22 protein-coding genes and 4 pseudogenes are annotated in these 25432 nt (G+C 67.7%); 13 read left to right on the plus strand and 13 right to left on the minus strand.

The window, feature by feature from the left end; all coding sequences use genetic code 11:
• Positions 1 to 17: 17 nt before the first annotated feature.
• Entirely contained in the window at positions 18 to 791 is a 774-nt protein-coding gene (locus tag RLT59_RS38905) for an SDR family NAD(P)-dependent oxidoreductase (RefSeq protein ID WP_311308190.1), read from the minus strand.
• Positions 788 to 1519, minus strand: coding sequence for an HAD family hydrolase (locus tag RLT59_RS38910; protein WP_073737875.1), 732 nt, complete (start codon positions 1517 to 1519; stop codon positions 788 to 790). The genes RLT59_RS38905 and RLT59_RS38910 overlap by 4 nt, the downstream gene beginning before the upstream one ends.
• Before the next feature lie 355 nt (positions 1520 to 1874).
• Here RLT59_RS38910 and RLT59_RS38915 point away from each other — a divergent pair, with 355 nt between their 5' ends.
• Complete coding sequence (locus tag RLT59_RS38915; protein WP_311308191.1) at positions 1875 to 2786, plus strand: ScbA/BarX family gamma-butyrolactone biosynthesis protein; 912 nt, start codon at positions 1875 to 1877, stop codon at positions 2784 to 2786.
• 128 nt (positions 2787 to 2914) lie between these two features.
• Here RLT59_RS38915 and RLT59_RS38920 read toward each other — a convergent pair whose 3' ends face one another.
• The 3 genes from RLT59_RS38920 to RLT59_RS38930 all read right to left on the minus strand — a co-directional run bounded on the left by RLT59_RS38920 (position 2915) and on the right by RLT59_RS38930 (position 6094).
• Entirely contained in the window at positions 2915 to 3304 is a 390-nt protein-coding gene (locus RLT59_RS38920) for a DUF6009 family protein (RefSeq protein WP_073737877.1), read from the minus strand.
• Between the two features lie 151 nt (positions 3305 to 3455).
• Entirely contained in the window at positions 3456 to 5012 is a 1557-nt protein-coding gene (locus RLT59_RS38925; protein ID WP_073737878.1) for a DNA primase family protein, read from the minus strand.
• Complete coding sequence (locus tag RLT59_RS38930; protein WP_399127145.1) at positions 5009 to 6094, minus strand: bifunctional DNA primase/polymerase; 1086 nt, start codon at positions 6092 to 6094, stop codon at positions 5009 to 5011. The genes RLT59_RS38925 and RLT59_RS38930 overlap by 4 nt, the downstream gene beginning before the upstream one ends.
• Before the next feature lie 859 nt (positions 6095 to 6953).
• Between RLT59_RS38930 and RLT59_RS38935 the strand changes: the two are divergent.
• From RLT59_RS38935 to RLT59_RS38955, 5 genes and pseudogenes are all read left to right on the plus strand, one after another.
• Positions 6954 to 7187, plus strand: a pseudogene (locus RLT59_RS38935) (DUF4158 domain-containing protein); the annotation flags it as partial.
• Between the two features lie 514 nt (positions 7188 to 7701).
• Entirely contained in the window at positions 7702 to 8298 is a 597-nt protein-coding gene (locus tag RLT59_RS38940) for a TetR/AcrR family transcriptional regulator (protein WP_311308193.1), read from the plus strand.
• A 70-nt stretch (positions 8299 to 8368) separates the two neighbouring features.
• Positions 8369 to 8915, plus strand: a pseudogene (locus RLT59_RS38945) (NAD-dependent epimerase/dehydratase family protein); the annotation flags it as partial.
• Between the two features lie 32 nt (positions 8916 to 8947).
• Positions 8948 to 10206 (plus strand): IS3 family transposase gene (locus RLT59_RS38950; RefSeq protein ID WP_399127148.1). Its coding sequence is split into 2 segments (ribosomal slippage): positions 8948 to 9242 and positions 9242 to 10206, totalling 1260 coding nucleotides; the frame shifts between segments, so codons are not numbered across the junction.
• Positions 10207 to 10310: 104 nt separating this feature from the next.
• Positions 10311 to 10745 carry a Rossmann-fold NAD(P)-binding domain-containing protein gene (locus RLT59_RS38955; RefSeq protein WP_311308195.1) on the plus strand — a complete coding sequence of 145 codons (435 nt, stop codon included), beginning with the start codon at positions 10311 to 10313 and terminating at the stop codon, positions 10743 to 10745.
• A 127-nt stretch (positions 10746 to 10872) separates the two neighbouring features.
• Here the strand turns inward: RLT59_RS38955 and RLT59_RS38960 are convergent, their stop codons facing one another.
• The 3 genes from RLT59_RS38960 to RLT59_RS38970 form a co-directional block, all read right to left on the minus strand.
• Positions 10873 to 11076 carry a hypothetical protein gene (locus tag RLT59_RS38960; RefSeq protein ID WP_311308196.1) on the minus strand — a complete coding sequence of 68 codons (204 nt, stop codon included), beginning with the start codon at positions 11074 to 11076 and terminating at the stop codon, positions 10873 to 10875.
• Positions 11077 to 11149: 73 nt separating this feature from the next.
• On the minus strand, positions 11150 to 11770 hold the full coding sequence (locus tag RLT59_RS38965; RefSeq protein WP_311308197.1) for a hypothetical protein: 621 nt from the start codon (positions 11768 to 11770) through the stop codon (positions 11150 to 11152).
• Positions 11767 to 12693 carry a ParA family protein gene (locus RLT59_RS38970; RefSeq protein WP_158072260.1) on the minus strand — a complete coding sequence of 309 codons (927 nt, stop codon included), beginning with the start codon at positions 12691 to 12693 and terminating at the stop codon, positions 11767 to 11769. The genes RLT59_RS38965 and RLT59_RS38970 overlap by 4 nt, the downstream gene beginning before the upstream one ends.
• A gap of 3414 nt (positions 12694 to 16107) precedes the next feature.
• On the opposite strand from RLT59_RS38970, the gene metF reads away from it, so the two are divergent.
• From metF to RLT59_RS38985, 3 genes are all read left to right on the plus strand, one after another.
• On the plus strand, positions 16108 to 17013 hold the full coding sequence (metF, locus tag RLT59_RS38975; RefSeq protein WP_311308198.1) for a methylenetetrahydrofolate reductase [NAD(P)H]: 906 nt from the start codon (positions 16108 to 16110) through the stop codon (positions 17011 to 17013).
• A gap of 32 nt (positions 17014 to 17045) precedes the next feature.
• Positions 17046 to 17201 (plus strand): hypothetical protein, encoded by a 156-nt coding sequence (locus RLT59_RS38980; RefSeq protein WP_311308199.1) that lies wholly within the window; start codon positions 17046 to 17048, stop codon positions 17199 to 17201.
• A gap of 466 nt (positions 17202 to 17667) precedes the next feature.
• Positions 17668 to 18855: a 3-deoxy-7-phosphoheptulonate synthase gene (locus RLT59_RS38985; RefSeq protein ID WP_311308200.1), complete on the plus strand. Its 1188-nt coding sequence runs from the start codon at positions 17668 to 17670 to the stop codon at positions 18853 to 18855.
• Positions 18856 to 18925: 70 nt separating this feature from the next.
• Here the strand turns inward: RLT59_RS38985 and RLT59_RS38990 are convergent, their stop codons facing one another.
• Both RLT59_RS38990 and RLT59_RS38995 read right to left on the minus strand, forming a co-directional pair.
• Entirely contained in the window at positions 18926 to 19123 is a 198-nt protein-coding gene (locus RLT59_RS38990) for a hypothetical protein (RefSeq protein ID WP_073737882.1), read from the minus strand.
• Positions 19120 to 19611, minus strand: a complete 492-nt coding sequence (locus RLT59_RS38995; RefSeq protein ID WP_311308201.1) for a hypothetical protein — start codon at positions 19609 to 19611, stop codon at positions 19120 to 19122. Before RLT59_RS38995 ends, RLT59_RS38990 begins: the two co-directional genes overlap by 4 nt.
• 254 nt (positions 19612 to 19865) lie before the next feature.
• Between RLT59_RS38995 and RLT59_RS39000 the strand changes: the two genes are divergently transcribed.
• Entirely contained in the window at positions 19866 to 20108 is a 243-nt protein-coding gene (locus RLT59_RS39000; RefSeq protein ID WP_311308219.1) for a hypothetical protein, read from the plus strand.
• Positions 20109 to 20170: 62 nt separating this feature from the next.
• Positions 20171 to 21004: a transposase family protein gene (locus RLT59_RS39005; protein ID WP_311308202.1), complete on the plus strand. Its 834-nt coding sequence runs from the start codon at positions 20171 to 20173 to the stop codon at positions 21002 to 21004.
• A gap of 129 nt (positions 21005 to 21133) precedes the next feature.
• Here RLT59_RS39005 and RLT59_RS39010 read toward each other — a convergent pair.
• The 3 genes and pseudogenes from RLT59_RS39010 to RLT59_RS39020 form a co-directional block, all read right to left on the minus strand.
• A pseudogene (locus RLT59_RS39010) lies at positions 21134 to 21298 on the minus strand (DUF2267 domain-containing protein); the annotation flags it as partial.
• Between the two features lie 60 nt (positions 21299 to 21358).
• A pseudogene (locus tag RLT59_RS39015) lies at positions 21359 to 21702 on the minus strand (DUF2267 domain-containing protein).
• The gene (locus RLT59_RS39020) at positions 21699 to 22121 is read right to left on the minus strand and encodes an Hsp20/alpha crystallin family protein (RefSeq protein ID WP_311308203.1); all 423 of its coding nucleotides are present in this window, start codon (positions 22119 to 22121) and stop codon (positions 21699 to 21701) included. Before RLT59_RS39020 ends, RLT59_RS39015 begins: the two are co-directional and overlap by 4 nt.
• Positions 22122 to 22247: 126 nt before the next feature.
• Between RLT59_RS39020 and RLT59_RS39025 the strand changes: the two genes are divergently transcribed.
• Both RLT59_RS39025 and htpG read left to right on the plus strand, forming a co-directional pair.
• Positions 22248 to 22898 carry a type III effector protein gene (locus RLT59_RS39025; RefSeq protein ID WP_311308204.1) on the plus strand — a complete coding sequence of 217 codons (651 nt, stop codon included), beginning with the start codon at positions 22248 to 22250 and terminating at the stop codon, positions 22896 to 22898.
• Positions 22899 to 23010: 112 nt separating this feature from the next.
• Complete coding sequence (gene htpG, locus RLT59_RS39030; protein WP_311308205.1) at positions 23011 to 24930, plus strand: molecular chaperone HtpG; 1920 nt, start codon at positions 23011 to 23013, stop codon at positions 24928 to 24930.
• Positions 24931 to 25432 lie beyond the last annotated feature (502 nt).

Consider the following 25432-nt stretch of genomic DNA (forward strand, 5'->3'; position numbering starts at 1 on the left):
GCCCCACCCGTCCCGGCTCACCAGGCGGTACGCCCTCCGTCCACCGGCAACGTGGCCCCCGTGACAAAACTTGCCAGGTCACTGCAGAGCCAGGCCGCCGTCTCCGCCACTTCCTCCGGGTCGGCCGCCCGCGCCTGCGGAGCGGACCGGGAGGCCCTCTCCTCCACTTCCGGCGAGCTCGCGAACCAGTCGTCCATCATCTCGGAGCGGGTCAGCCCCGGAGCGATCGCGTTGACGCGAATGCCGTGCGGGGCGTACTCGACCGCGGCCGCCTTGGTCAGCCCGAGCACCGCGTGCTTCGACGCGATGTAGGGCGCCCCGGTGGAGGAGGCCACCAGCCCGCCGACACTGCTCGTGTTGACGATCGCCCCGCCCCCGCCCTTCAGCATGGCCGCGATCTCGTGGCGCATGCAGTTCCACACGCCTGTCACGTTCGTCGACAGGACGCGTTCGTACACGTCGTCCTCGATGAGGTGCATCGGGGTTCTCGGCAGGCCGACGCCCGCGTTGTTGAAGGCGCCGTCCAGCCGCCCGTAGCGCTGGACGGTGCTGTCCACCGCACGCCGCACGGCCTCCCCGTCCCGCACGTCCACCACGTGGTGGCTCGCCTCCGCACCCGTGGCGCGCAGCCGGCCGACCAGCTCGCGCAGCCGGTCCTCCCGGCGCGCGGTCAGCACCACGACGGCGCCGTGGCGGGCGAACACACGCCCGGCGGCGGCCCCGATGCCGCTGCTGGCACCGTGGACGATGACGACCTTCCCCTCAAGGGCCGGGGCTGCGGCGCTGTTCATCTGCCCACCTCCTGGGCGGCGGGCCGGCCGGCGTTTCGCCATACCGTTCCGTCCCCGGCCTCCTGGTCGAGCCTGCGCACCAGCGCTTCGTCGATCTCGTCCAGCGAACCGGCCACGTGCCGGGCGCCGGCCTCGCGCATCAGTTCCGGCTGGAAGCTGTTCTCGTAGTGGCTGGGGTGTCCGATGAAGGGCACGTCCAGCTCGCGCGCCCGGACCGCGAACGACGCGGCGTCGTCGATGAAGAGCACCTGGTCGTGGCGGAGGGAGAAGGAATCCTCGACGATCTCCCGGATCCCGGGCCGGCAGTCGTTGGTGCAGATGTACCCGGGTGCGGTGAACCGTGCGGTCTCCGCACCGAGATGGCGATGGAAGTGGTCTGCTTCGAGGCCGCCGTAGCACACGAGGTCGAGGCCCAGGGCCGCCAGCCGTTCGAGCAACGCAAGGGCCCCCGGCAGGAGTCGCACCGGATGCTCGCGCAGATAGCGCTCGCGGACCGCGAAGTAGGCCTGGATCACCTCCTGCACGGTCGCGTTCACACCGGTCGTCTCGACCAGCAGGCGCGCCACCGCACTCTGCGGTTGCGACAGCATTCGCCGTTCGAGCTCGGCCGTATAGGTGCCGCCCCACTCGACCACGAGACGGTGCAGGACGGGGCTGAACGTGTCATTGAGCAGAACCCCGTCGATGTTGACCGCGGCGAGGCGAAGTGTGCGCAGTGGTGCCTTCATCAAATCGGTCTCCCTGTCACTTCCGGCCGCCACCCGAGTACCCCCACAAGAAGAAAAGACCTCACGTGATGTTCCCGCGCTTTCTTACTCCTCCAGCCCGGGGCCAACAGTTGCCGCTTAAGTCCGTTTCTCCCTTTATTTCGTGAACATTCACAGTGAAAGATATGGAGTGATCACGCAAACCGGAATGTTGGATTCAGCAAACGAGTGCACTTGACCAATTCTTTACTTTGTGGTTCTCGTTAAGAAAACCGGTAGGCCCGTACCTTATAGGGGTCATCGCTGACCGCGTATTCAAAACGGGGGGTCTTCCATGGCTCTGTCCACCACAAGCGGCCATAGCGAACTGCCGCAAATGTCCCAGCTGACCACGACGGTTCCCAAGGAATACGTCCACCGGGCATCCCTGGCGGAGGTGTTCCTCACCGGCTGCACCGCCCAGGAAGACCTGCGGTTCACCCTCACCGGGCAGTGGCCGCGAGCGCATACGCTCTTCAACAGCGCGGACGGGCTCAGCCACGATCCGCTGCAGGTGGCCGAGACATTCCGGCAGGCCGGAATGTTCCTGGCCCACGCCGAGCTGGGTGTCCCGCTCGGTCATCACTTCGTGATGTGGGACCTCAATTACACGACCTACCTGGAGAACCTGAACATAGGCTCCTGCCCGACGGACTTCTCCCTGGACGCGAGATGTACGGATATCACCTATAGCGGGCGAAGAACCAGTCATCTGCGTATAAAGTTCGTCATCCGGCGGGGCGACGCCGTCGTCGCAAACGGAACGTCACGCTTCTCCGCCATCATCCCGCCCGTCTACGCGCGTCTGCGCGCGAACCGTCCGGAGGGCGACAACCCGGCGATGCCGTCGGTCGAGCCGGGCAGTGCGCCCATGGCACCGGCCTCCGTCGGCCGTCGCTTCGCCGCCGACGTGGTCCTGACCCCGACCGACGTCCCGTCCGTCTGGCTGCTCGCCCCGGACCTGGATCACCCGATCTTCTTCGATCACGCCGGGGACCATCTGCCCGGCATGGTCCTGCTCGAAGCGGCGCGCCAGGCGGCGTGCACGCTGACCGCGCCCCTGGTGATGCCGCCCGCGAGTGCGGCCACCGTCTTCCACCGCTTCGCCGAGCTCGACCGCCCCTGCTGGATCGAGGTGGCCGGGCACTCGGCGGACAACAGCGAACTGATGACGGTGGAGGTCGTGGGCCGGCAAGGGGGCGAGACCGTCTTCACCTCGACCATGTCGGGCCCCGTGCGGCCTCTGTGACCACACCGCCGCGCTCTTCCGCGGCACATCGCGAGAGAGCCGGACCTACTGCCCGGCAACGCTCTTCCCGGAGTGTCCCCGTGACCCGCCGTACCGGCCACGGGGACACCTCCGTCCGTACGCGGCGCTCAGGAACCGGCCGGGACTATCTCCGCGGTGCCCTGTGAGCGGCTGGTCTTCTCCCCCACCTCGCCCGGCGCGACCGTGCGCGGGTCGACCGCCTCGAGGGGCGAGCCGACCTTGTAGGGGCACTCGGGGTCGTCGGGCCGGTTGGGGCGGTCGTGCGGCAGCAGGTAGAACGTACGGCGGGCGAACAGGCCGCTGTCGGCACTGCGGGGCGCCTTCGGGGCGAGGTTGGTGTAGCCGACGAGACGGCCGTCACGCTCGTACCGTGGCTTGCCCTTGCGCGTGTTGACCTTGTCCAGGGCCTGGCGGACGTAGTCGAGGCCCCTCGGGTCCTCGAGCCACACGATCTCGACCTCCTGGGCAACATCGCCTTCCTGGGGCAGCGCGCTCATCGGCCCTCCTGCGTGTGGGTGGCCGCGGGTCGGCCTGGCGGTGTGTCGTTCGAAGAGCTCGTGCCCGGGCCGGCGGTGCGGAACCGGTCGGGGCAACCACCCCTATCGTACGGTTGCCCGGCAAGGGCAGGCAGGGCGCATGGTGTTGCTGTCATCGAGCGCCCCCTTCAGAAGCGCCGTCGGGGAGCAGCGCGAGACCCGGGTAGAGCTTGGTCGCGTTATTCTTGATCATTTCGGCGGGCGAGGCCAGACCCAGTTCCTGACGGATCCGGCCGGCGAAGGCGCGCGGTGTGGAGGAGCGGATGCCCTCGTCCGAACACCATCGGCCGTAGGCCTCGTACAGCAGCTTCTGCTCGACGCGCAGATCGGGGTTGGGACGGTCTCCCTCGCCCTTGGTGCAGCGTTCGGTGAGGAACCGCCCGATGTGGTCCTCTGTCGTCTCGTACGCGGCTGTCGCGACCCGTACGGACGCGGGGCCGGTGAGCGGGTCCCGGGTGGCCAGGTAGCGCTGGGCGCCTTCGATGAGCCACTGCAGGATGCCGGGACCCTCGTCGGCTACGAGTTCGGCGGCGAGGTTGTCGATCTTCCGCTCGTCGGGAACGCGCCGTTCGAAGGGGATGATGCGCATGCGGCGCCAGAACGCGTGCCCGCCGGTGCCGACCTCCGGTCGGTGGTTGCCGAGCAGCCAGAGCTTGTGGGTGGGCGTGAAGGTGAAGAAGTTCTGCCGCATGCGGCGGGCGGTGATGGTGTCGCCGCCGGTGAGGAGCTTGACCCGGGCCTCGTTGAACTTGTCGTTGGGCTTGAGCTCGCTGCACACCACGATGCGCCGGCCGTGCAGTTCGGTCAGCTCGGTGGAGTGTTCGGTGAACTTGCCCTTCTCCATGAGGAAGCCGGGCGGGGCGGCGTTCGCGTAGTCCCCCAGGATCTGGGTCATGACCTCCAGGAGCACGGACTTGCCGTTGGCGCCCGAGCCGTACAGGAACGGCAGGACCTGGGCGCCGACGTCGCCGGTGATGGAGTAGCCGAGCAGCAGGTGCAGGAAGCGCGTGGTCTCCAGGCCCTGGTCGTCGTCGCCGAAGGTGTCGCGCAGAAAGCTGTCCCACCTCGGGACCGGCGTCTTGAGCGGGGCGACGGTGGTGGCGCGCGAGTGCATGTCGGTGAGCGGGTTGGGCTTGCGCAGCCGGCCGGTGCGCAGGTCCACCACGCCGGAGGGGGTACACAGGGCGTACATGTCGCCGTCCAGGACATCGGGGTACAGGCGCAGGCTCGGTGCTGCCTGCGCCTGGAACAGGAGGGCCTTGACTCCGGCGGTCGACTCCGAGTGGCGGCGGTGTCCGGCCAGTTGCCGGTCCATGAACCGCCCGGTCGGGTCGTGGTCGGCGTACTGCTCTGCCATCTCCCCCGCGGCCCAGACGGCGGCCTCCTCGCCACCGGTGAGTTTCCACCGGTACCTGTCCCAGGAGTGCCAGCCCATCCCGATGACGTACCGGAACCGGTCCCTGTACAGGCGCGCGAACAGCTTCGCGTTCCCTCGGTCGGTGAGGGCGGTCGGCAACAGCCCGGCGGGCTCTGCGGGGTGCTGGGCAGGCGCCTCGTTCTGCTGGGCGGGGAGGCTGGGCTGCTGCAGGTCCAGGTTCAGATCGAGGCTCTGCTGATGAATCTGCCTGGCTGCGGCTTCGGCATCGAAGCGTACGGGCTCGACGCTCATGAGCTTCCTCGCGGGTGGAGCGGGCGCTGGGCGCCGGCGGACAGAGCGGATTCGATGACCATGAAATTGCGACGTTCCTGGTGCGGGCGGGCGGTACGGGCAGTCTCCGCAAGCAGGCTGCGCGCATCAGCCCCGGACAGGTGACCGCCTTCTACAAGGCCACCAGCGGTGTAGGCGGCACGGTTGAGCTTCTCGGTGAAGCTCGCTCCCTCCCTGACGGTTCGACAGGCGGCGACCTCCGCGAGCAACGGCTCCAGGAGCCGTTCTGCGGCCTTTGTGGCCGGACGTGAGCGACGCCTGGGCACCGGGGGGGCGGACGGCGCCTGAGAGGCACTCACGGCCTCCGGGACGTGCCCTGTGCGCTTCAGCTCGGCTGCCAGCCAGGCGGGCAGCGGGGCCGGCTCACGGGTAGCGCTCACGGGGACGTAGTCGCCTGCGGCGGTCCGGACGCCGGGGGCCACGATGTAGCCGTTGTCGGACCGGACGTCGACCTGCCAGGCCAGGGCCGTCCGCGGGCTGGAGCCGGTGGACGAGCGGTAGCGGGTCGCCGGGTACGGGTTGCGGTACCAGATGTGCAGCCCGCCGGACGGGGTCCGCACGCGCAAGGTGGTCTCGTCGGCCGCCGGGTCCTGCTCACCGCGCAGGGCCGCGAGCAGCGCCAGCGTGTCGAAACCCGTGGCCAGGCCCGCCAGGTCCACCTGGGGGCCGATCGGGATGCCGGGCAGCAGCCGGGCCCTCTCGGGCACTTGGGCGGCGTGGGCGTCGACATCGAGCACCACCAGTTCGGCGGGACCGCACGAAACGCCCACCCCGAAGCGGGGCTGCGCGCTCCACCAGGCGTCGATGAGCCCGGGGACGGTGGTCGCCGCGTGGAAGCCGTGGCACCACCTGCCCGCGTTCCTGCACGGGCAGGTGGCCGGGGCGTGGTGACCCTTGCAGTCGGCGCAGTTGGCGGGCGGCGTCTTCTGTGCCGGTGCGAGCGGGTGCACCGGCCAGCCCTCACGGGCGCACCAACGCGCGATCGTGTGCCCGTCCGCCGGCCGGGAGGCAGCCGGCGGGGGGGCCGAGGCGTGGTCGGGCAACTTTTGGTCCTTCTCAGGCTCTTCGCGTGCGGGTCTTGCTCCCTCGCCTCGGCAAGCCCCGCGCCGACGGGACTACGGGACTACGGGACTACGGGACTGAAGGGACTGAGCTTTCGAGTCAGCCGAACAGAGCGTAGCCCACCCCGGAGGGGTGCAGGAGAGGAAGAACCGCGTGTCGCGGAAAATGAGTCCCGTCAGGCCCGTGCCCCCGCCCGGCGGCTCGGTCCCCCGCGTTTCGTTCAGTCCCGTGAGGGGCTGAACGCTTCAGTCCCGTTCAGTAAAAGTGCAGGTCAAAGCAGTATCCCGCAGGACTACGGGACTGACGGGGCTGGACCTCGTAGTTATCTCCTACACAGAGAAACAGATGTCATGCGCGTGCGTACGCGTGTTCCCATATGTTCTTACACAGCTGATAACTACGAGGTCCAGCCCCGTCAGTCCCGTAGTCCTCCAGGAAAACGCTCTGACCTGCACTTTTGTACGGGACTGAACCACGGGGCTGAACGGGACCGGAGCCTCCGGTCCCGTTCAGCCCCGTGCCCCCTGCCCCGGGCCTGGGCTCTTCTTCGAGCGCGCCTCTACCGCCTCTACCGCCTCTGGACCTGCGGGAGAGGCCCGGCGGGCACTCCCGTCACTCCCCCGCCGCCTGGCCGCCTACGGGGTCCGACAGTGCCCGCATCAAGATCCGCCCCGAGCTGGATGAGAGAGCATTCGCGCCATTTCAAGGACGGCCTCGGGGAACATCGGTACAGCGGTTGGCGCTGAGATTGATCATGGCCGGCTGCCACACCGGCCGGTGCTCCGCTGACGTTCGCGGAAAGCTCGCCGGGCGAGTGCTGGGGCTGGCTACGGTCCGTTCGTGCCGGTGGAGTTTCTGACTGATGAGCAGGCCGAGGCGTTCGGGAAGTTCACCGAGGAGCCGACCCGCCCCGAGCTGGAGCGTTTTTTCTTCCTGGATGACGTCGACCGCGATCTGATCGCCCGGCGGTGCTCTGCGCACCACCAGCTCGGCTTCGCGCTCCAGATGTGCACGGTGCGCTATACCGGCAGGTTCCTCCCGGATGACCCGCTGGATGCGCCGTGGCCGGTGGTCAACTCCGGTTACGAGGCCCTGACCCGGGCCCGGCTCGTGCACGTCGACCAGTACTACCTGCCCGACCGCTGGCTCCCTGCGGCCTCTGTGTGATCCGGACGCGCCGGAGCTGGATGAGGACGATGACGGGGGCGGGCAGGAGTAGCGGCGGTGAGGAGCGTGCAGGTCCTGGAGAAGGCTGGAGGCCGGGTCAGAGCGGCGGGGGATTCGCCTGCTGCGGTCCGACCGTGCGCGTGGGACTTCGGGGTTCAGCTCTGCGTCTGTGCCCGGTCCCAGGCGGCGTAGTAGGTGAGGGTGCCCTTAAGGCTGCCGGGATGGCGCGGCGTCCAGCCGCGCCCTGCTCACTTGGCGTGCAGACCCCACGTTGCCGGGCGGCGGTGATCCCGCCTCGCTGACGCCTTGAACGGACGACTTGTGAATTTACTATCGAAAACGTATTGTCGAAAATGCGTTGTCGCTACTTGGTCGAGCAGGCCCGCGGATGCGGACTATCAACATCACGACAGGGACACTGATGACCAAGCAGGCACCGGCCTCAAGCCGGCGCAAGCGGCTGACGGAGGAGCGTGAGCGCGAGATCCTCGGCGTCACATTCGACCTCGTTGCCGAGGTCGGCTACGAGCAGGCGACGGTGGATGAGGTGGCACGTCGTACGAAGGCGAGTACAGCCACGCTGTACCGGCAGTGGGAGAACAAGCCCAAGCTGGTGATCACGGCGATGATGGCTCGCAAGTACGCCCCCCTGCCGGACATTGACGCCGGCAGTCTGCGCGGTGACCTGGTGGCGCTGGCCCTCATGCTGCCTGCGCCGCACCCGCAGGGCGCCCCCACTCTGGGGATCTGGCAGGCGGTCATGTCGGACCCGGCGCTGGCCCAAGCACTGCGGGACGTCCTGTTCGCCCCCTACCTCAACGTGCTGAGCAGCATCTTGGCCCGGCACGTGGAGCACGGCACCATCCGTCCCGACAACCCGGCCCTTGCGCAAGCCGAAAGGTTCCTACTGGGCAGCATCTTCGTGGAGAAGCTGCTCACCGGCACCGAGGCGAATTCCGACCAGCTCATCAAGGTCATGGACGCCCTGCTGCTGCCGGCGCTGACCAGCGACAGCTGATCCCTCCCTGTCCGGCCGATACCCCCTGGACCGGCCGGACCGCACTTTGAAAGCAAAGGAACACCTCCCCATGAGCAGCACTTCGACCGATGCCGTCCTGGTCACCGGAGGATCCGGCTTCTTGGGTGGCCGGGTGACCGCCCAGGCCCTCACTGAGGGCTACCAGGTCCGCACCACCGTGCGCTCCCTCAGTCGCGAGGCACACGGTCCGCGAAGACCTGAAGGCCATGGGCGCGGACGCGGCTGAGCGGCTCACCTTCGTGGCAGCCGACCTCACCGCCGACGACGGGTGGGCCGAGGCGGTAGCCGGGTGCCGCTACGTACTGCACACCGCCTCACCCTTTCCCGGCGGCGAGCCCGACAACGAAGACGACCTGATCATCCCGGCCCGGGAAGGCACGCTCCGTGTGCTGCGCGCGGCGCGGGACGCAGGCGTCGAACGCGCCGTGGTCACGTCCTCGTTCGCCGCGGTCGGCTATGGGCGCCCCGCCAGCGAGCGGGCCTTCACCGAGGACGACTGGACCGACCCGGACAGCGACATCCCCGCCTACATCAAGTCCAAGGCCCTGGCCGAGCGGGCCGCCTGGGACTTCATCCAGCGCGAGGGAAACACTCTGAACCGTTCCGGATTTGATCGAGACTCGTTTCCTTGGAAGGATCGAGTCCGTTATTGGCGAAGCAATATCCGAAGGAGCTCAAGGAGCGGGCCGTGCGTCTGGTCCTTGAGACTCGTGATCAGTACAAGACCGAGTCTGCAGCGATCCGCTCGGTCGGCGCGAAGCTCGACGTCGGGCCTGAGTCCCTGCGGCACTGGGTACGTCAGGCTGAGGTCGATGCCGGCGCCCGGCCCGGGACCACGACGGAGGAATCCGCCCAGCTCAAGGCGCTGAAGAAGGAAGTCGCCGAGCTGAAACGGGCGAACGACATCCTGAAGGCCGCGGCGTCTTTCTTCGCGGCCGAGCTCGACCGGCCACACACACGCTCGTAGCGTTCATCGACGAGCACCGGGACCGCTTCGGCGGAGTCGAGCCGATCTGCAGGACGCTCACCGAGCACGATTGCAGCATCCACCCGTCCACCTATTACGCGTACAGGAAACGTCCACTGTCGGCCCGTGCCCTGCGGGACGCGGACCTGGCGCCGTTGATCGTCAGCGTTTACCGGGACAATTACAGCGTCTACGGAGCCCGCAAGATCTGGGCCGAGCTCAAACGCCAGGGTCATCAGGTGGCCCGCTGCACCGTCGAGCGCCTCATGAAGGCCGAGGGACTGGTGGGGGCGGTGCGCGGGAGGAAAGTCGTCACCACGGTGGCGGACAAGGAGGCCGAGCGGGCCCCGGACCGGCTTGGCCGGCAGTTCGTGGCCAGTGCTCCGAACCGGGTGTGGGCCGCGGACTTCACTTACGTGGCCACGTGGTCCGGGACCGTCTACGTCGCGTTCGTCGTAGACACGTTCTCCCGCAGGATCGTCGGCTGGTCCGCAGCGACGAACAAGCAGACCCCGCTGGTTCTGTCCGCACTGGAGATGGGGCTGTGGCAGCGCGACCGGGCCGGAAACCCCGTCACCGCACGGGAGTTGATCCACCACTCCGATGCCGGATCGCAGCACACCAGCTCCCGTCTTGCCACCCACCTGGCCGCCGAGCAGATCGCCGCGTCCACCGGCACTGTCGGGGACGCCCTCGATAACGCCCTGATGGAATCGACCATCGGGCTCTACAAAACGGAACTCATCAAGCCGCAACGGCCCTGGAAGGCGCTCAGCGACGTCGAGTTGGCCACCGCTGAGTACGCCGACAGGTACAACCACCGTCGGCTTCACCGTGAGATCGGACACGTCCCACCCGCCGAATACGAAGCCACCCACTACCAAAACACACAAGAACACCAGGTCACAGCCACAATCTAGAGTCTCTACCGAACCCAGAACGGTTCACTCTCCAGCTCGCCACCGTCGCCCCGGTCGGCATCTTCGGCCCCGTCGTCGGCGCCGACCACTCCTCCTCGATCAACATGATCACCGGCCTGTTCAGCGGCGCTATGCCAGGCACGCCACGGCTGTATTTTGCCGTCGTCGACGTCCGAGACGCCGCCGAACTGCACCTGAAAGCCATGACCCACCCCCAGGCCGCCGGGGAACGCTTCATCGCCGCGGCCGGCGACGCCGTCTCCATGCACCAGATCGCCCTCGCCATCCGCGACCGACTCGGCGATGCCGCCAGCACCGTCCCGGCCAGCGAGCTTCCGGATGAGACGATACGCAAGGCCGCCGAGGCCAACCCGGCGCTGAAGGGCATGCTGCCCAACCTCGGCAAGATCCGTCACGTCAGCAACGACAAGGCCCGCACCGTGCTCGGCTGGAACCCCCGCAGCAGCAACGAAGCCGTCGAGGCCACCGCCGAAAGCCTCCTGAAGCTCGGCTTCCTGGACATCACAGATCCCCAGTAGAAACCTGCGCTCTCACTTGATCACACTCCCACGGCGGGGCGGCGTCCTTGAGACCGGTCCGAACGCCGCCCCGCCCCCGTGGCTGATGGCAATCTGCGACAACACGTACATGGCGCTGCCATTCGCGTCACCCCCGGACGGACCGGCAGGCTGGCTCCGGAGCGGTGCGGGCGTCCACCGCGCCGTCCTCTGAAGTGCGGCGCCGCGCCGCGCCCCGTGCCTGTTCCTCGGCCGCTGCCAGCCGCTCGACGGCGGCCAGGGCGTCCCCGCAGTCCCGGCCCAGCGCATGGCCCGCCGAGAGTACGAGAACCGGGTCAACGCACTCACGCACTGACCATGATCAATCTCAGTGCCAACCGCTGTACCGATGTTCCCCGAGGCCGAAGGAGGCCCCACGGCTGCTCTCAGGAGTCCCTGCGCCCCGGCAGGTACTGGTCGAGGACGACCGCCAGGAACTTGGTGTGGTCAGGAAGCCCGGCCTCGGTCACCAGGCCGTCGATGACCCCACGCTGAGCCCTCGTCGGCTTGTACTGCAGCTGCACCGGCCCGAGCCCCCGCAGGTCCGTGTTGTTCGTCGCCACGGCGAAGAGCTTGGACTGGAACTTGGGCGCCCGCCGTGCCTCCTCGACGACCTGAGCGAGCCCCTTCTCGACAGCGGCTTCCACCGCCAGGAACACGATCTGGGTATGGGTCAGGTCGCTCTGCTTGCGAAGCTTGCGGAAGCGGTTGGCCACGTTCGTCGACACGTAGAACCCGACCGGCTTGGCGGTGTCCGCATCGGAGACCGGGGGCGTGGGCTCCTCGACGAGCTCCTGAGTGGGCCGGGGCACCACAGGAGGCCGCGGGACGGCCGGGCCCGGCTGACCCGCCGGGACAGCCGGGGCCGAGGGGCCCGGCTGAGCCGCCCAGCCGGCGAGCGCACCGGACGGTGCGGCGCCACCGGTGAACAGGTTGCCGACGCCCTCGTCCGACATGCTCTGCTCGTCGTCCTGGTCGGAGGTCTTCTTGCTCTTCGGCGGTGTCATGCCGCGGCATCCTTCCTGAGCTCCAGAGCCCTGGCGAACATCTCTTCGGTGAAACCTTCGTAATCCGAGTCGAGCCCCACCACGGTCTCCGGAACCGTGCGATCGCCTGCCGCACGCTGATCCGCCAACTCGTGTACGAGGAGGCCTCTCTTCCGCACCAGACGGGCCACCGACTCGGTGTGCCCGATGAGGTGCTTGAACATGTGGGCTTCCTCGCCGAGCACCTTCTGCACCTGGCGCCGTACGTCGGCGTGGATGCTGCTGTAGTTCCGCCCTGTGTCGAACAGCAGTACGCCGAGCAATGCGATGTGCGGATTGATGTGGCTGACGAACTTGACGTAGGAGAACTCCAGGCCAATCTGCGCGAGGCCGTCCTCCGCGCCACCGTCGCTCTTGACCGGGATGATCAGCCACCGGGCGGCGGAGAGGGCGAGGCGCTGGAGCGAGGGGTTCTCCGGCGGGGTGTCGAGAATGATGATCTGGTACCGGTGCGCGATCGGCAGCAGACACATCAGCAGCCGCAGGTACGCGTGCGGGCCTTCCTTTGCCAGGAGCGTGTGGAAGAAGATGCCGAACTCGTCACCGAGCGCCGGGCCGCCCAGGACGACGTCGAGGTTCTCCCGCACGTTCTCGACCGGAGTCAGGGGCGCGCCGGTACGCAGCGCCTCGATGAGCCCCGCTCCCCCGTCGTTCCAATCGGCCCGCTTGTACCCGAGCTCGCGTGCGATGTTGCCCTGGGCGTTGCAGTCGATGATGAGTGTGCGCAGTCCGCTGCGAGCCGCCTTACCCGCAGCGTTCGCGGAGACGGAGGACTTGCCGACGCCTCCCTTGCCGTTGCCGAACATGAAGATGTGCGACAGCGACTCCCAGGGGATGCCGGCGAGCTGCGTATCAGTGGCAGGCGCTTCGAAGGGACTGGCCATGGATCCTCTCACTCTTGTTCGGGCCCGCAATCGGGGCATGAAACGCCCCTTTTGCTCCGGTACTGATGGTCAAGACTTCACTCAGAACGATTCTGCGCTCCGTGGCAGCCCCGGAGCGCGTCAGGTAGGGCCCTGAACCTGCCGATCGGAGCGCCAAATCGCGCATCTGGCCCCGTTGTCCCAGCTCATCGGCATACTTTGGGTTGGCAGCACGATAGGTGTCACTGCGTGTCCCAAGGGTGCTTCTACTGCTGGTTCTCATACGTTCTACTTCGCAGCTCTGTGAGTCGGCTGCCCAGCGAAGAGGCCAAGAGACATCTCCATAAGGACAGTTACCTCCAAAAAAGTTGCGTCAACGGGAGGAGCACAAGTTATCACGAAGATCAACGTCTTAGTTGTCGGACACGTGACCCAATCAGCATCCAGGCACAGGTGCGGGCAGACACTGCGGCTCGTGTGGCAGGCAGCCGGTCAGCTTGCTTCGCCACCGACCTGTGCACCGGGTTCCGTGCTCGCCTGCGTGCTTGCCCGCCAAGCGGCCTCCATGCCTGCCTATGGGCCTAGTTGCCCACGGATGCACAGCCAGGCAGCCACGCTTGCCGACGGTCCAGCTAACCGTCCCGCGTGCTACGCAACCGCACCATCAACACGCGGGCAATCCCCGGGGCGGACTGCCCTGCCGACGGGCATCCGGACATAGAACCCTGCCGGTCTGCTGGCACGCACATAGGCCCGCTTGTCTATGGCGAAGCCTGCGTGCCCTTGTACTTGCGGAGAGACCCAGCACGATGTGTGCGTACAAGCTTCGCAATGGACCCGCATACCGGCTGCCGAGCCAGCGTGCCTGCGGCTCGGCAGCTCAGTGGACGAGCACACCGGGCACCGGACATCGCAGCTACTGGGCATGCACCCCTACAACCGTGCGTCCTCACTAACATGACTGCTTTCCTACAGGCTCACTTGGATGCTCGCTTCCCTGCAGGTCTGCATGTCCGTCTGTCACCGCATGTGCAGACAGGCGGACTCGCCTACCTGGGACTGCGTCCGCACCCCTGTTGGGCCACGTGTGGAGCTGCTGACTACTGAGCCGACCCTTGGTTGCACGTGCATAGCCACAGGGAGACGGATAGACACCCCTGCACCTCTGCTTACCTCTCTGCTTATGGGCGCTCAGGTCAACACGTCTACCCGCGCATCCACGAGCAGGTGGACTTGCAGCCGCACCGCCGGATGGACGTGCCATGTTGTATGCATACCTGCCAGTGAACCTGTTGGCAAACAGGCCGCCTTGTATGCGTTGATACAGGGGAGGAGGCAGGTGAGAACCAAGGCCTTCCGGGCTGCGTTGATCGGGGCAGGGGCAGCTACTTACAGAAACACCGTCACGACACCGTTGATGCACACTCTTGTCAAGGTTTGGCATCAGGCGGTTCTTCATGCCGCAACTCCTATGTGCTCACAAGCTTGCGTCGATGTTTGCGGCATTGTTTGTTTACCCAGGTCAAAGGCTGTTTTTCGCTTACCTCACCCTGCATACTAGCGCCACGGTTCCCTTCATTCCATTACCTTCTGACCCGGTATCAATGAAGATGATGACTGATGCCATCAGCCCGAATCGGAGAACCAGTGCCGGAGTTCGCTCGCAGATGCAGGATGGTGATGGTCGCCAGATGTTGTCTGCCGATTCTGGCTAAGTGCAACGGAAGCTGACGTGCCGAGAGTGGCAACGTCGTTCGGTAGTCATGAGGGGCAGTGAGAGATGTGCGAAGGTGTAGGATCTCCTGCTCTCTTGGCACCAGGTGGCGAACAGTCGCGATGAAAGTGGACTACTTCTACCAGCCCAGCACTAGCAGTCAGGCATCGAGGGGGCAGCCCCGAGGGCTGGACTATGAGAGAGCATGCCGGGCACACAGCGTGGTGGCGAGGAGTGGTCTCTCTCCGCTGGATAGCAGACACTCGCGCGGGAGGATGGCTCAGCAAGGGATGGTTCGTCACGCGTCGCTCGCATTCAGCCCGGTACCGGACATGTGCCTGATGTCGCCTCTCCGTTGTCAGGCCGGTTGAGGTGGCACAGGGCGAGCCGCCGATTGGAAGATCGCGCATAGCCTGCTCCAGGCCGGACATTCCTTGATCACCTGTCCTGCCGATACAGGCTTCCTGCTTCCAGGCTGTTCGCTGCGACAGGTCGGAAGCGCGCTTGCAGTCCCCGCTTCCGCACGCTCCTCCCACCCGAACCCTCCATGTGTGTTCCGGTCCTCAGTATCGGCACTCCAGGAGCATCGATACGCCTCCGAAGGGAGGGCTCTCGCGTGTTCCGGCGATGCCCGGTCACGCCTGGAGCTCTGCCCACGAAGCCGCCCATGGTCCTCGCGACACGGCCGGGTCCGCCGGACGCGGATCTCCCCATCCCAAGGCTCCCGGCCCCCCTACTGCGGGCCACTGCGGCGCCCATGGGGAGAGGTACGCCGGGCTGCATACCGAGGAACGCGATGTGCGCCAGGGGAGAGGCCGGTCGCTCCCGCACCCGGATACGACATACAAGGGCGTTGTCGGCCAAGGACCGGACGACAACCAGCAAGCGGCCCGAGCGCGGTGCCTCCCGTCGCTGCCGGGAACGCCTTGACCACCTGCCGGCGTGCCGCGAGCGCGGCCGCGCACTCCGCCTCCGCGCTGCCACCGACGACACCGTTCCGGCCGCATCCCGCAAGGTCACAACAGCTGATCCCATACGGGAGAGTCGGGCGACAGCAGGAACCCGGCCGGCACGGCCCGGCCCGCGCCGCCACCTTCGCGGAGTCACGGATTCCCTGCGTGTCCAGAGGGCCTCGCCGCCCGGCAGAGTTTCTGGCCCGGTCATCAAACAGCGGCCGCCTCCCTCGCACCCCCACCGATGGCGAGCTGCCGGTGGGCGGCGTGCTGTGGCAGGTCGAGGCGCCTCGCGGCGGTGGGGTATGTCGCCCGGTACGGCGAGCAGGCCGGTCCGGCGGGGAGCGTCGCGGCACCGGTGGGAGAGGGGTGCTCCGGGCCGCTGCCAGGACCTGCGTGGAAGGGCGTTCGCCGACCCGGAGCCCGCACGGGGCCGGCGGAGCCCGAAAAACCCGGTTCTCGCGCGACGGCGGCTCCCGGGAGAACGGCTCTCACAGAAGTCGTTCAACTACGTACCACCTGGCGCGCGGGCACGCCCGACGAGATGCCCGGGGCCCAGGGAAGGAACCGACGCGCAAAGGAACCGACGGCGCAACGGGCCGGAAAGGGCAGCGGCATCCACGCGCATTCCAGCGTCTCGCGAGGGATCCTCGTGCGCGGGGCCGCATGGTGGAAGATCCGAGCGATCGAACATGGTTGAAGATCCGAGCGATCGAAGGAGTCCCGTGCGTATGGCGGTGACCGGAACCATCGAGGCCAGGGGCCGACATGACGATGCTGCGTGAGACCCTCCACCGGCGCGCCCCCTCGTTCTCCTTCGAGTTCTTCCCGGCGAGGACCCCGGCCGGTATGCGCGCCCTGTGGCAGGCGATCCGCCAGGTCGAGCGCCTCGCGCCGGACTTCGTCTCCGTCACCTACGGGGCGGGCGGCTCCTCGCGGGAGCGCACCATCGAGGTGACCAAGCGGATCGTTGCGGAGACGACGATGCGCCCGGTCGCCCATCTCACCGCGGTCGGCCACTCGGTGGCGCAGCTGCGCCACATCATCGGCCAGTACGCCGACGCGGGAGTGCGTGACGTTCTCGTCGTGCGCGGGGATCCGCCCGGTGATCCGAACGCCCCGTGGATCCCGCACCCCGACGGCTTCCGGCACGCCCATGAACTGGTCTCGCTCGTCCGGGAGCTCGGTGATTTCAGCATCGGGGTTGCGGCCTTCCCCGAACGGCATCCTCGCTCGCCCGACTGGGAGAGCGACATCAGGCACTTCGTCGCCAAGTGCCGGGCGGGCGCCGACTACGCCCTCACCCAGATGTTCTTCCAGGTCGAGGACTATCTGCGGCTGCGTGACCGGGTGGCCGCGGCGGGCTGCGACATCCCGGTCATCCCGGAGATCATGCCGGCCACCGACGCCCGCCAGATCAGCCGCTTCGCCGAACTGAGCGGCGCCGCGTTCCCCGAGGACCTGGCACACCAGCTGAACGCCGCCCGCGAGGACCCGGCACTGGGATACCGCATCGGCGTCGAGTACGCCACCGCCATGGCCGAGCGGCTACTGGCAGAGGGCGCCCCGGGGCTGCACTACATCACGCTCAACCGATCGACGGCGGCGCTCGAGATCCACCGCGCCGTGACCGGTTCGAGGAGTGTCCGGCCAGTGGAGATGCTCCACGGCTGACACTTCACCGACCTGCTGAGACGGAGGACCACGTGCAGGACATCAAGGAACAGGACATCGGATTCGGATTCGTTCACAAGGCGGTGGACTTCTCCCCGGGCTCAATGGGCTCGATCCCGCCGCTGCGGCTCGCGGGCATCGACGAGGACGACATCGCCGAGCCGCACGTCGTACGCGGTATCGACTGACACGCGGCCCCGGCCCCGGGGCCGGGGCCGGGTGGGCGGTGTCACCGGCGATCACGACAAAAACTCGACCGGGTCTCAAGTCCGCTCGCCAATACTTTTCGAAGAACGCTCTTCGACTTCGTCTTGAGGCTCCGATTCTGACGAGAACCAGGGAAGTGACCACATGATCAGCAGCCGAACCCGTCCTGCGCGGCCGTCGAGGACGCCCGCCACGGGCCCGACGCAGCGGGCTCCCTGGTTCGATTGAGAACCTCACCCCTCCCTGTGCGTACGCCTGTTGAAGCGACGTGGGCCGCGTCAAGGGCTCCTTGACGCCGTGCGGAAGACGGCCGGGATCGAGAACGTCAACGGATTGCGGCCCGCTGCGGGCCGCGGGTGTTCCCGTCCCTGAGACCAAGCGCACGGGGATCCCGACCTGACGACGTTCCCCGACCCGAGCGACACGACCGTTGGATCGGAGTACGCAATGAAGGACGTCGTGAAGGACGTCATCCGTGAGATCAGCGTCCGCGGGGCACTGCAGCAGCCCGAATGGAACGATCTGCTCCAGCTGAACCGGGTCACCGAGACGCTTGCCGCGCGGCCCACCCTCGTACAGCCCGACGATGTGGCCGCCCTGCGGACACTGCTCGGCGTCGTGGCCTCGGGGCAGGCCCTGGTGGTGCAGTCGGGCGACTGCGCCGAGGACCCCGAGCAGTGCGGGCCCGAGCATGTCGCCCGCAAGGTGGCGGTGCTCGACCTGCTCGCCGGGACGCTCGGGCTGATCTCCGGCAAGCCCGTGCTGCGCGCGGGCCGGATAGCGGGGCAGTTCGCCAAGCCGCGGTCCCAGCCGACCGAAGTCGTCGACGGCACCGAACTCCCGGTGTTCCGGGGCCACATGGTCAACGGGCCGGAAGCGAACGGCGAGAGCCGCCGACTCGACCCCCTGCGCATCCTCACCGGTTACATGGCGGCCAGCGACACCGTCGAGCACTTGGGCTGGCGCGAGCGCGCCGCAGGCCGTCACGTCGTGAGCCCGCAGGTGTGGACGAGCCATGAGGCGTTGCTGCTCGACTACGAGGTGCCCATGCTGCGCACCGACGACGCGGGGCGGCTGTTCCTCGGCTCCACGCACTGGCCGTGGATCGGTGAGCGCACCCGTCAGACCGACGGCGCCCACGTCGCCATGCTCTCCCAGGTCGCCAACCCGGTGGCCTGCAAGGTCGGTCCCGGCATGGAGCCCCAGGAACTGGTGGCACTGTGCGACCGCCTCGACGAGTGGCGCGAACCGGGCAGGCTCACCCTGATCACGCGGATGGGCGCCGGCCAGGTCGCCGAGCGGCTGCCGCGCCTGGTCGAGGCGGTGCGCGAGGCCGGCCATGCCGCCATCTGGCTCAGCGACCCCGTGCACGGCAATACCGTCACCGCACCCAGTGGCCACAAGACCCGGATCGTGGAGACCGTCGCGCTGGAGGTGTCCCGCTTCGTGACGGCCGTACGGGACGCGGGCGGTGTTCCCGGTGGTCTGCATCTGGAGACGACTCCCGACGACGTCACCGAGTGCGCCAGCACCGAGGCCGACCTCGCCGGCGTCGGTGAGCGCTACACCTCGTTCTGCGATCCCCGGCTCACTCCGTGGCAGGCCGTGTCCGTGGCCTCGGCCTGGGCCGTCTGACCCCCGCTCGCCGCTCGGCGGCCTTCGCCGAGCGGCGGGCGGTACGCACACGCACCGGCCGGCGCCGGAGTCAGTCGGGGCGCGGTGTCCGGGCCGAGCGGGAGAGGATTTCGTACAGCTCGTCCAGATCGTATTCGGCGCGTTGCGGGCTGCCGTAGCGGGTGATCTTTCCTCGGCTCACCCATTTACGGATCGTGGCCTGGCTGACGCCCGCGGCCAGTGCGGCGAGCTCGGTCGGTACGGTGCGCCGGCGTCCCTTCTCCGTCACGCCGCACCGCCCGACCGGCCGGTGTCCGACGCCGTCCGCGCCCGGCCGGACAGCAGCAGCCACTCCCTGGGCGGCACCGTGTGGCCGGCGTCGCAGGCCACACGGGAGTAGACCGTGCGGCCGGTTCCCGACAGTGTCGCCCGCAGTCCGGCGGTGCAGCCGGGATGGCAGCACACCCCGAGGGAGACCTCGTACGACTGCGGGTCGCGGCGTGCCCGGGAGGAATCGAGGAGCGCGGACAGTTCGGCGTCCAGGTCCTGGGCCGCGGGGTGCTCGGCCAGCCAGCGGACCTGGCCGCTCAGGAAGTGCAGCAGGGCGGGGACCTCCGTGCCGACGGCGGCCGTAAGCCTGCGCTCCGAGACCACGAGCCCCGCCCAGGAGCACAGGAGGTCGGTGACCCGCGAGCGGAGCGTCAGCGACTCCTCGTCGAGGCGTATGCCGACCGACTGTGTGCCACTGACACGTTCCAGCGGCCTTCCGCTCAGCACCGCCAGCTCTTCCTCGCTTTCCCGGTAAACCTCTCCGACGTTCCGCAACTTGGCAATCAGTCTCTCGGCCAGAGAACTACGCGGCCATTCCGCTTCGGGTGTGTGGTGATGGCTCTTGGACCGTTGTGCGGACGCTTCCGAGCAATCTTGCTGCTGCTGCACTCTTTTGGCCTCGCATCCCCTGTATCCCGAGCGTCCCGACTTTGCGGCCAGCACCCTTCCCGATATCAGGGCAGGTGGGCGGCCGGGCGGTGATGCTGATCCCGCACCGCGAGCCGGGCCAGGAGGAGGACGCGCTGCCGTGGGACTACCAGCGCATCATCACCGCCGTGCGGCAGGCCGCCGGACCGGTCATGGCCCGCGAGGTCGGCGAGGTGGTGGGGGTGGACGTCAGCGTGAAAGCCAAGCTGGAACCGCTGCGCGGCAAGCTGATCAGACTCGTCGATCGCGGCTGGCTGCGGAAACTGCCTGACGGCCGGTTCACCACCCGCCTGTGACCAGCAACACCGCCACTCGGAGCGGGCGTAACCCGGTTGCCCCCGGAGGCCGTTGGAATTATGTGACGAATACCGAAGAGCGCGCCGAGGACACCTTCCCGCTTGTCTACCAGTGCCGTCTGCCGCTGTCCACGCGCACCGTCAACCACCTCGCCGATCTGCTACGGCGTCATCTGAAGACGATTCGGTCCCGGTGGAGGATCCTGCCGCCCGGGAAGATCGCGGTTATCGTCCTGGCCGTGCTGCGTCACGACCAGCGCCTGGCCGACATGGCCGGCGGAAACGGCGTGTCCGAGTCCACGGTCCGCCGCTGGCGGGACGAGCTGATCGGGCTGCTCGCCGCTCAGGCCCCGCGCCTGAACCGCGCCCTGATGAAGGTCGCCAGGCAGGGCGGGGAGGTGGTCCTAATCGACGGCACCCTCATCCGCACCAGACGCCGCACCGGCAAGGCCGACCGGCGGAACTACTCCGGCAAGCACCGAACTCATGGCCTGTACTTCCTCGCCCTGACTGACGAGAGCGGGCGCCTGATCTGGATATCCGCCGCGCGGCCTGGCCGCACCCACGACAACACCGCCGCCCGCCACGACCACATCCTGGCCCACCTACGCGCCGTCGGCCTCGGCGCTCTGGCCGACCTCGGCTTCCGCGGCCTGGACAACGACATCCTCGACCCCGTGATCGTCACCGGCTACGCCGCCAGCCGCACCCACAAACTCACCCCAGGCGAGAAGGAAGCCAACCGCGTCCTCGCCGTCGGACGCGCGCCGGCCGAGCACGGCTTCGCCCACCTCAAGAACTGGCGGATCCTCACCAAGCTCCGCACCGACCCCGCCCGCGCCACCCAGCTCCTGCGAGCCCTACTCGTCTTGACGAACCTCGAGGTCAACCGCTGACGGATGATCTTCGCCGTGGACTTCCGCCCACGACCAGCATGAGTGCCCCGAGGGACTGTAAAACGTTCAGCTCTGTCTCAGAGGGCGGAATGAGAGTACATAGGAGTTTTGTCGTCACCTGAACGTGCCACCGGTCAGTTGACGTCCGAGTCCGGTGAGCACTACGCGGACAGCTTCTTCGGCCCGTTCACGGGTGGGGTAGGCGCCTTCGTATCGGACCTTCCCCAGCATCTGCTCGTAGGCCGTCGAGCACGGCTGCTGGTGCGTGAGCGGTACGCGTGCGTCGGTGATCACTGAGGTGCATGCCTTTCAGGAGCCGTGGGAGCGCCGGGCACGTGGCACTCCCGGTCTTCGTCAGATGGGTTGGGGGCGGCCGAAGAGAAGGTCGTAGCCGACGGGCAGCTGAGGCAGGATCTGCCTTGTCAGGTCTTCGCCTGCCGTGTCGGCGACGGTGGCCAGCACGGCGCGTGCTCGGTGGCGCCTTCGATCCAGGCGGCGGTCGCGCGGACGAATCGCTCGGGGGAAGCGGCTCGGCGCTCGCCAGCGGGTTGAGCAGGATCATGCTGAAGCCTTCCAGCAGGGCGTGCCACGTGCTGGGCGCGGACCCTGCCGATCAGGTGGGTGCCGAGCAGGGCGAGCACGACGCGCGCCGCACGCTCGGCCTACTCCGCGATGTCGTATTCGCCGCGTTCCTTCACATGGTGCGGCCGGAGCCGGCACCGATGGAGACCTTACGGGGCTTGGCGCGCTCCGCGATCGGGATGCGCAGAGTGAGAACGCCGGCCTCGTAGTCGGCTTGGATGCGCTCGGCGTCGAGGGTGTCGGCGAGCATGATCTGGCGGGAGGAGACGCCCAGCGGCCGCTCGGACAGCTCCATCTTGACGTTGTCGGCCTTGGCAGTCGGCCGTCGCTCGGCCTTGACGGTCAGCATGTTCCGCTCGACGTCGATGTCGATCGCGTCCGCGGTCACGCCGGGGACATCGAAGGCCACCACGTACTCGTCACCCTCGCGGTAGGCGTCCATCGGCATCACCGACGGCTTCGACCAGGTACCCGGACCCACCAGCTGCTGCGCCATCCGGTCCAGCTCACGGAAGGGGTCAGTGCGCATCAACATGGGAAACACCTCCAGCAGGTTCGAACGGTTGCTGCCAATGCGCTGCACAGGCCCTGTTGTAACATGTCATCTAGTGGATGACAAACATGTCGTCGTCAATCTGATGACACTCCGAAAGGGGTGCCCGTGACCGCAGCCCATCAGCCGTCCGCGCCCGGTAGCGAGGCCCGCAGTCCGGCGTCCTTCATGGCTGCCGCGGCAGCCCTGGTGGCCATGGACGACGCGTTGCGCGACGCCCAGAACGACACTTCCGACGCCCTCGGGCCCGGCCCCGAGCAGGCTCTGGCCTCCCTCATGTTGCTGCGGCAGGTGCGTGAGCAGCTCGCCGGCTGGGAGACCGGTTTGATCGAAACCGCCCGCGATGCAGGCGCCAGCTGGGCAGAGCTTGCCCATCCCCTCGGTGTCGCCAGCCGCCAAGCTGCTGAACGCCGCTACCTGCGCGGCCGGCCCGGCCCCGCCGGTACCACCGGAGAGCAGCGTGTGCAGGCCACCCGCGAACGCCGTGCCGCTGACCGCACCGCCGCCACCTGGGCCCGAGCCAACGCAGCCGACCTGCGTCGCCTCGCCGGACAGATCACCGCTCTCGCCCACCTCACGCCCGAAGCGCTCTCGGCACAGGCCGCCCTGCGCACCGCTCTCGGCGCCGCGGACGCCGCCGAGCTCATCGCGCCCCTGGCCGGCATGCGTCCCCACCTCGATGCCCGCCACACTGCTCTCGTCGACTCCCTGGACGTCCTCGAAGCCCACCGCACGACGACAGCCTCCGACGAAGACTGACCCGCACACGCAGAGCCATCCTCCGTCCGCGGTGCGCCCACCTGCGCGTCACGCCGACGAGGCCCCTGCCCGAGGCCCATCCGTATCTGACCTTCCGCTGAAAGGACCCAGCATGCCCAGCAGCGTCGAGACGCTGGAATTCCAGGCCGAGACCCGCCAGTTGCTCCGGCTGGTGATTCACTCGATCTACTCGAACAAGGACATCTTCCTGCGCGAGCTGATCTCGAACGCCTCCGACGCTCTGGACAAACTGAGGCTGGCATCACTGACCGATGCCAGCCTCACCGAGAACGGCACCGCTGACCTGCACATCTCGCTGGAGGTCGACAGGGACGCCCGCACCTTGACCGTCCGGGACAACGGCATCGGCATGACCCGAGATGATCTCGTGGAGCTGATCGGCACGATCGCCAAGTCCGGCACCGCCGCCCTCCTGGAGAAGATCAAGGAGTCCAAGGACGCCGCGACCACGGAGAGTCTGATCGGGCAGTTCGGCGTCGGCTTCTACTCGGCGTTCATGGTCGCCGACAAGGTCACCGTGCACACCCGGCGGGCCGGCACCGACTCCGGTACCCAGTGGGAGTCCGACGGCGAGGGCTCCTACACCATCCAGGCCGCCGACGACCTCCCCGTCGGCACCTCGGTCACTCTGCACCTCAAGCCCGCCGACAGCGAGGACGGACTCGCCGACTACCTCTCCGAATCGAAGATCCGACAGATCGTCAAGCGCTACTCGGACTTCATCCGCTGGCCGATCCGCATGGCCACCGACCGGACCGATGCCGACGGCGAAGCCACCTCCGCCCTCGGCACGCTCAACTCGATGAAGGCGCTGTGGGCCCGGCCTCGAAGCGAGGTGACCGAGGACGAGTACAACGAGTTCTACCAGCAGATCAGCCACGACTGGCTGCCCCCGGCCGATATGATCCACATGCGCGCCGAAGGCACCTTCGAATACGAGGCGCTGCTCTTCATCCCCGAACAGGCCCCCTTCGACCTGTACTCCCGCGAGTCCAAGTCCGGCGTGCAGCTGTACGTCAAGCGGGTGTTCATCATGGACGACTGCGAAGCGCTCATGCCCAACTACCTGCGCTTCGTGAAGGGCGTCGTGGACGCCCATGACCTGTCGCTGAACGTCTCCCGCGAGCTCCTCCAGCACGACCGCCAGATCCAAGGCGTACGCCGACGCCTGGTCAAGAAGGTCCTCGGCGCACTCAAGGACATGCAGGCCAAGGACGCCGAGCGCTACACGAAGGTTTGGGCCCAGTTCGGCCGAGCACTGAAGGAGGGCTTGCTCGAGGACACCGACAACACCGAGGCCCTGCTGGAACTGGTGTCGGCCGCCTCGACCCACGACCAGGAGAAGACCACCACACTGCGCGAGTACGTCGAGCGCATGAAGGAAGGTCAGGACACCATCTACTACCTGACCGGCGAGACCCGCGCCATGGTCGAGAACTCCCCCCACATGGAAGCCTTCGCCGCCAAGGGCTACGAGGTGCTCATCCTCACCGACCCCATCGACGAGGTATGGGTCGACCAGGTCCCCGCATTCGACGGCCATCGCCTGCAGTCCATCGCCAAGGGCCAGGTCGACCTCGACGACACCGCCGACGGCGGAACGGAAACCGAAGCCGACAAGGCCCAGCGCGAGCAGGACTTCGCCGCCCTGCTGCCCTGGCTGACCACCACCCTGTCCGACCACGTCAAGCAGGTACGCCTGTCATCACGCCTGACAACCTCGGCAGCCTGCATCGTCGGCGACGCCCACGACGTCACACCCACCCTGGAAAAGATGTACCGGGCCATGGGCCAGCAGATGCCCACCGTCAAAAGGATCCTGGAACTCAACCCCACACACCCCCTGATCACCGCACTTCGCACCGCACACCACGCAGACGCCGAGGCCCCCGCTCTGACGGAGATCGCCGAGCTGATCTACGGCAGCGCTCTGCTCGCCGAAGGAGGCGACCTGCCCGACCCGGCCCGATTCACCCGGCTCCTCACTGACCACCTGACCCGCACCCTGTAACCACAGAAGCAGCCCTGCACAGAGGAACCGTCTGTTCCGGCTTTCCGCTCGGAGCGCTGGAGCAGACGGTGCGACCGTGACCGCTGCCAGGTGGACCATGTTCCCGCGCTTCAGGAAACCGCTCAGGCCATGTGCTCTGGGCGGGATCATGGGACGGCGGGGCGGGTGCGCATCGGGTCGTCATACGGTGGCGAGATCGGCGTCCGCAACGGTTCGTGGGCGCCCTTCCACCAGGCGAAAGAGCTACGCCGCATGAAGCGGCGATCTCGGGTGTCCCAGGCACATGTGCTGCGTTGATCGTGGGTGTCCTGGCGGAGCTGTTCAGTGTGCCGCGTGAGGGTGTCGATGCGTTCGGCGAGGCCCGGCGTCTTCGGGCCGTAGGTACGCGCGCGTGGCGGTCAGCGGGCGGACGAGGCGGGCAGGGTCGTTATCGCTGTGCGTCTTTCAAGGACTGGTTGGTCGCTTCCAGCGCCGCGGAGGCGGCGAGAAAGGAGACCGGCGC

This window comes from Streptomyces sp. ITFR-6, from assembly GCF_031844725.1.
Lineage (GTDB): Bacteria > Actinomycetota > Actinomycetes > Streptomycetales > Streptomycetaceae > Streptomyces.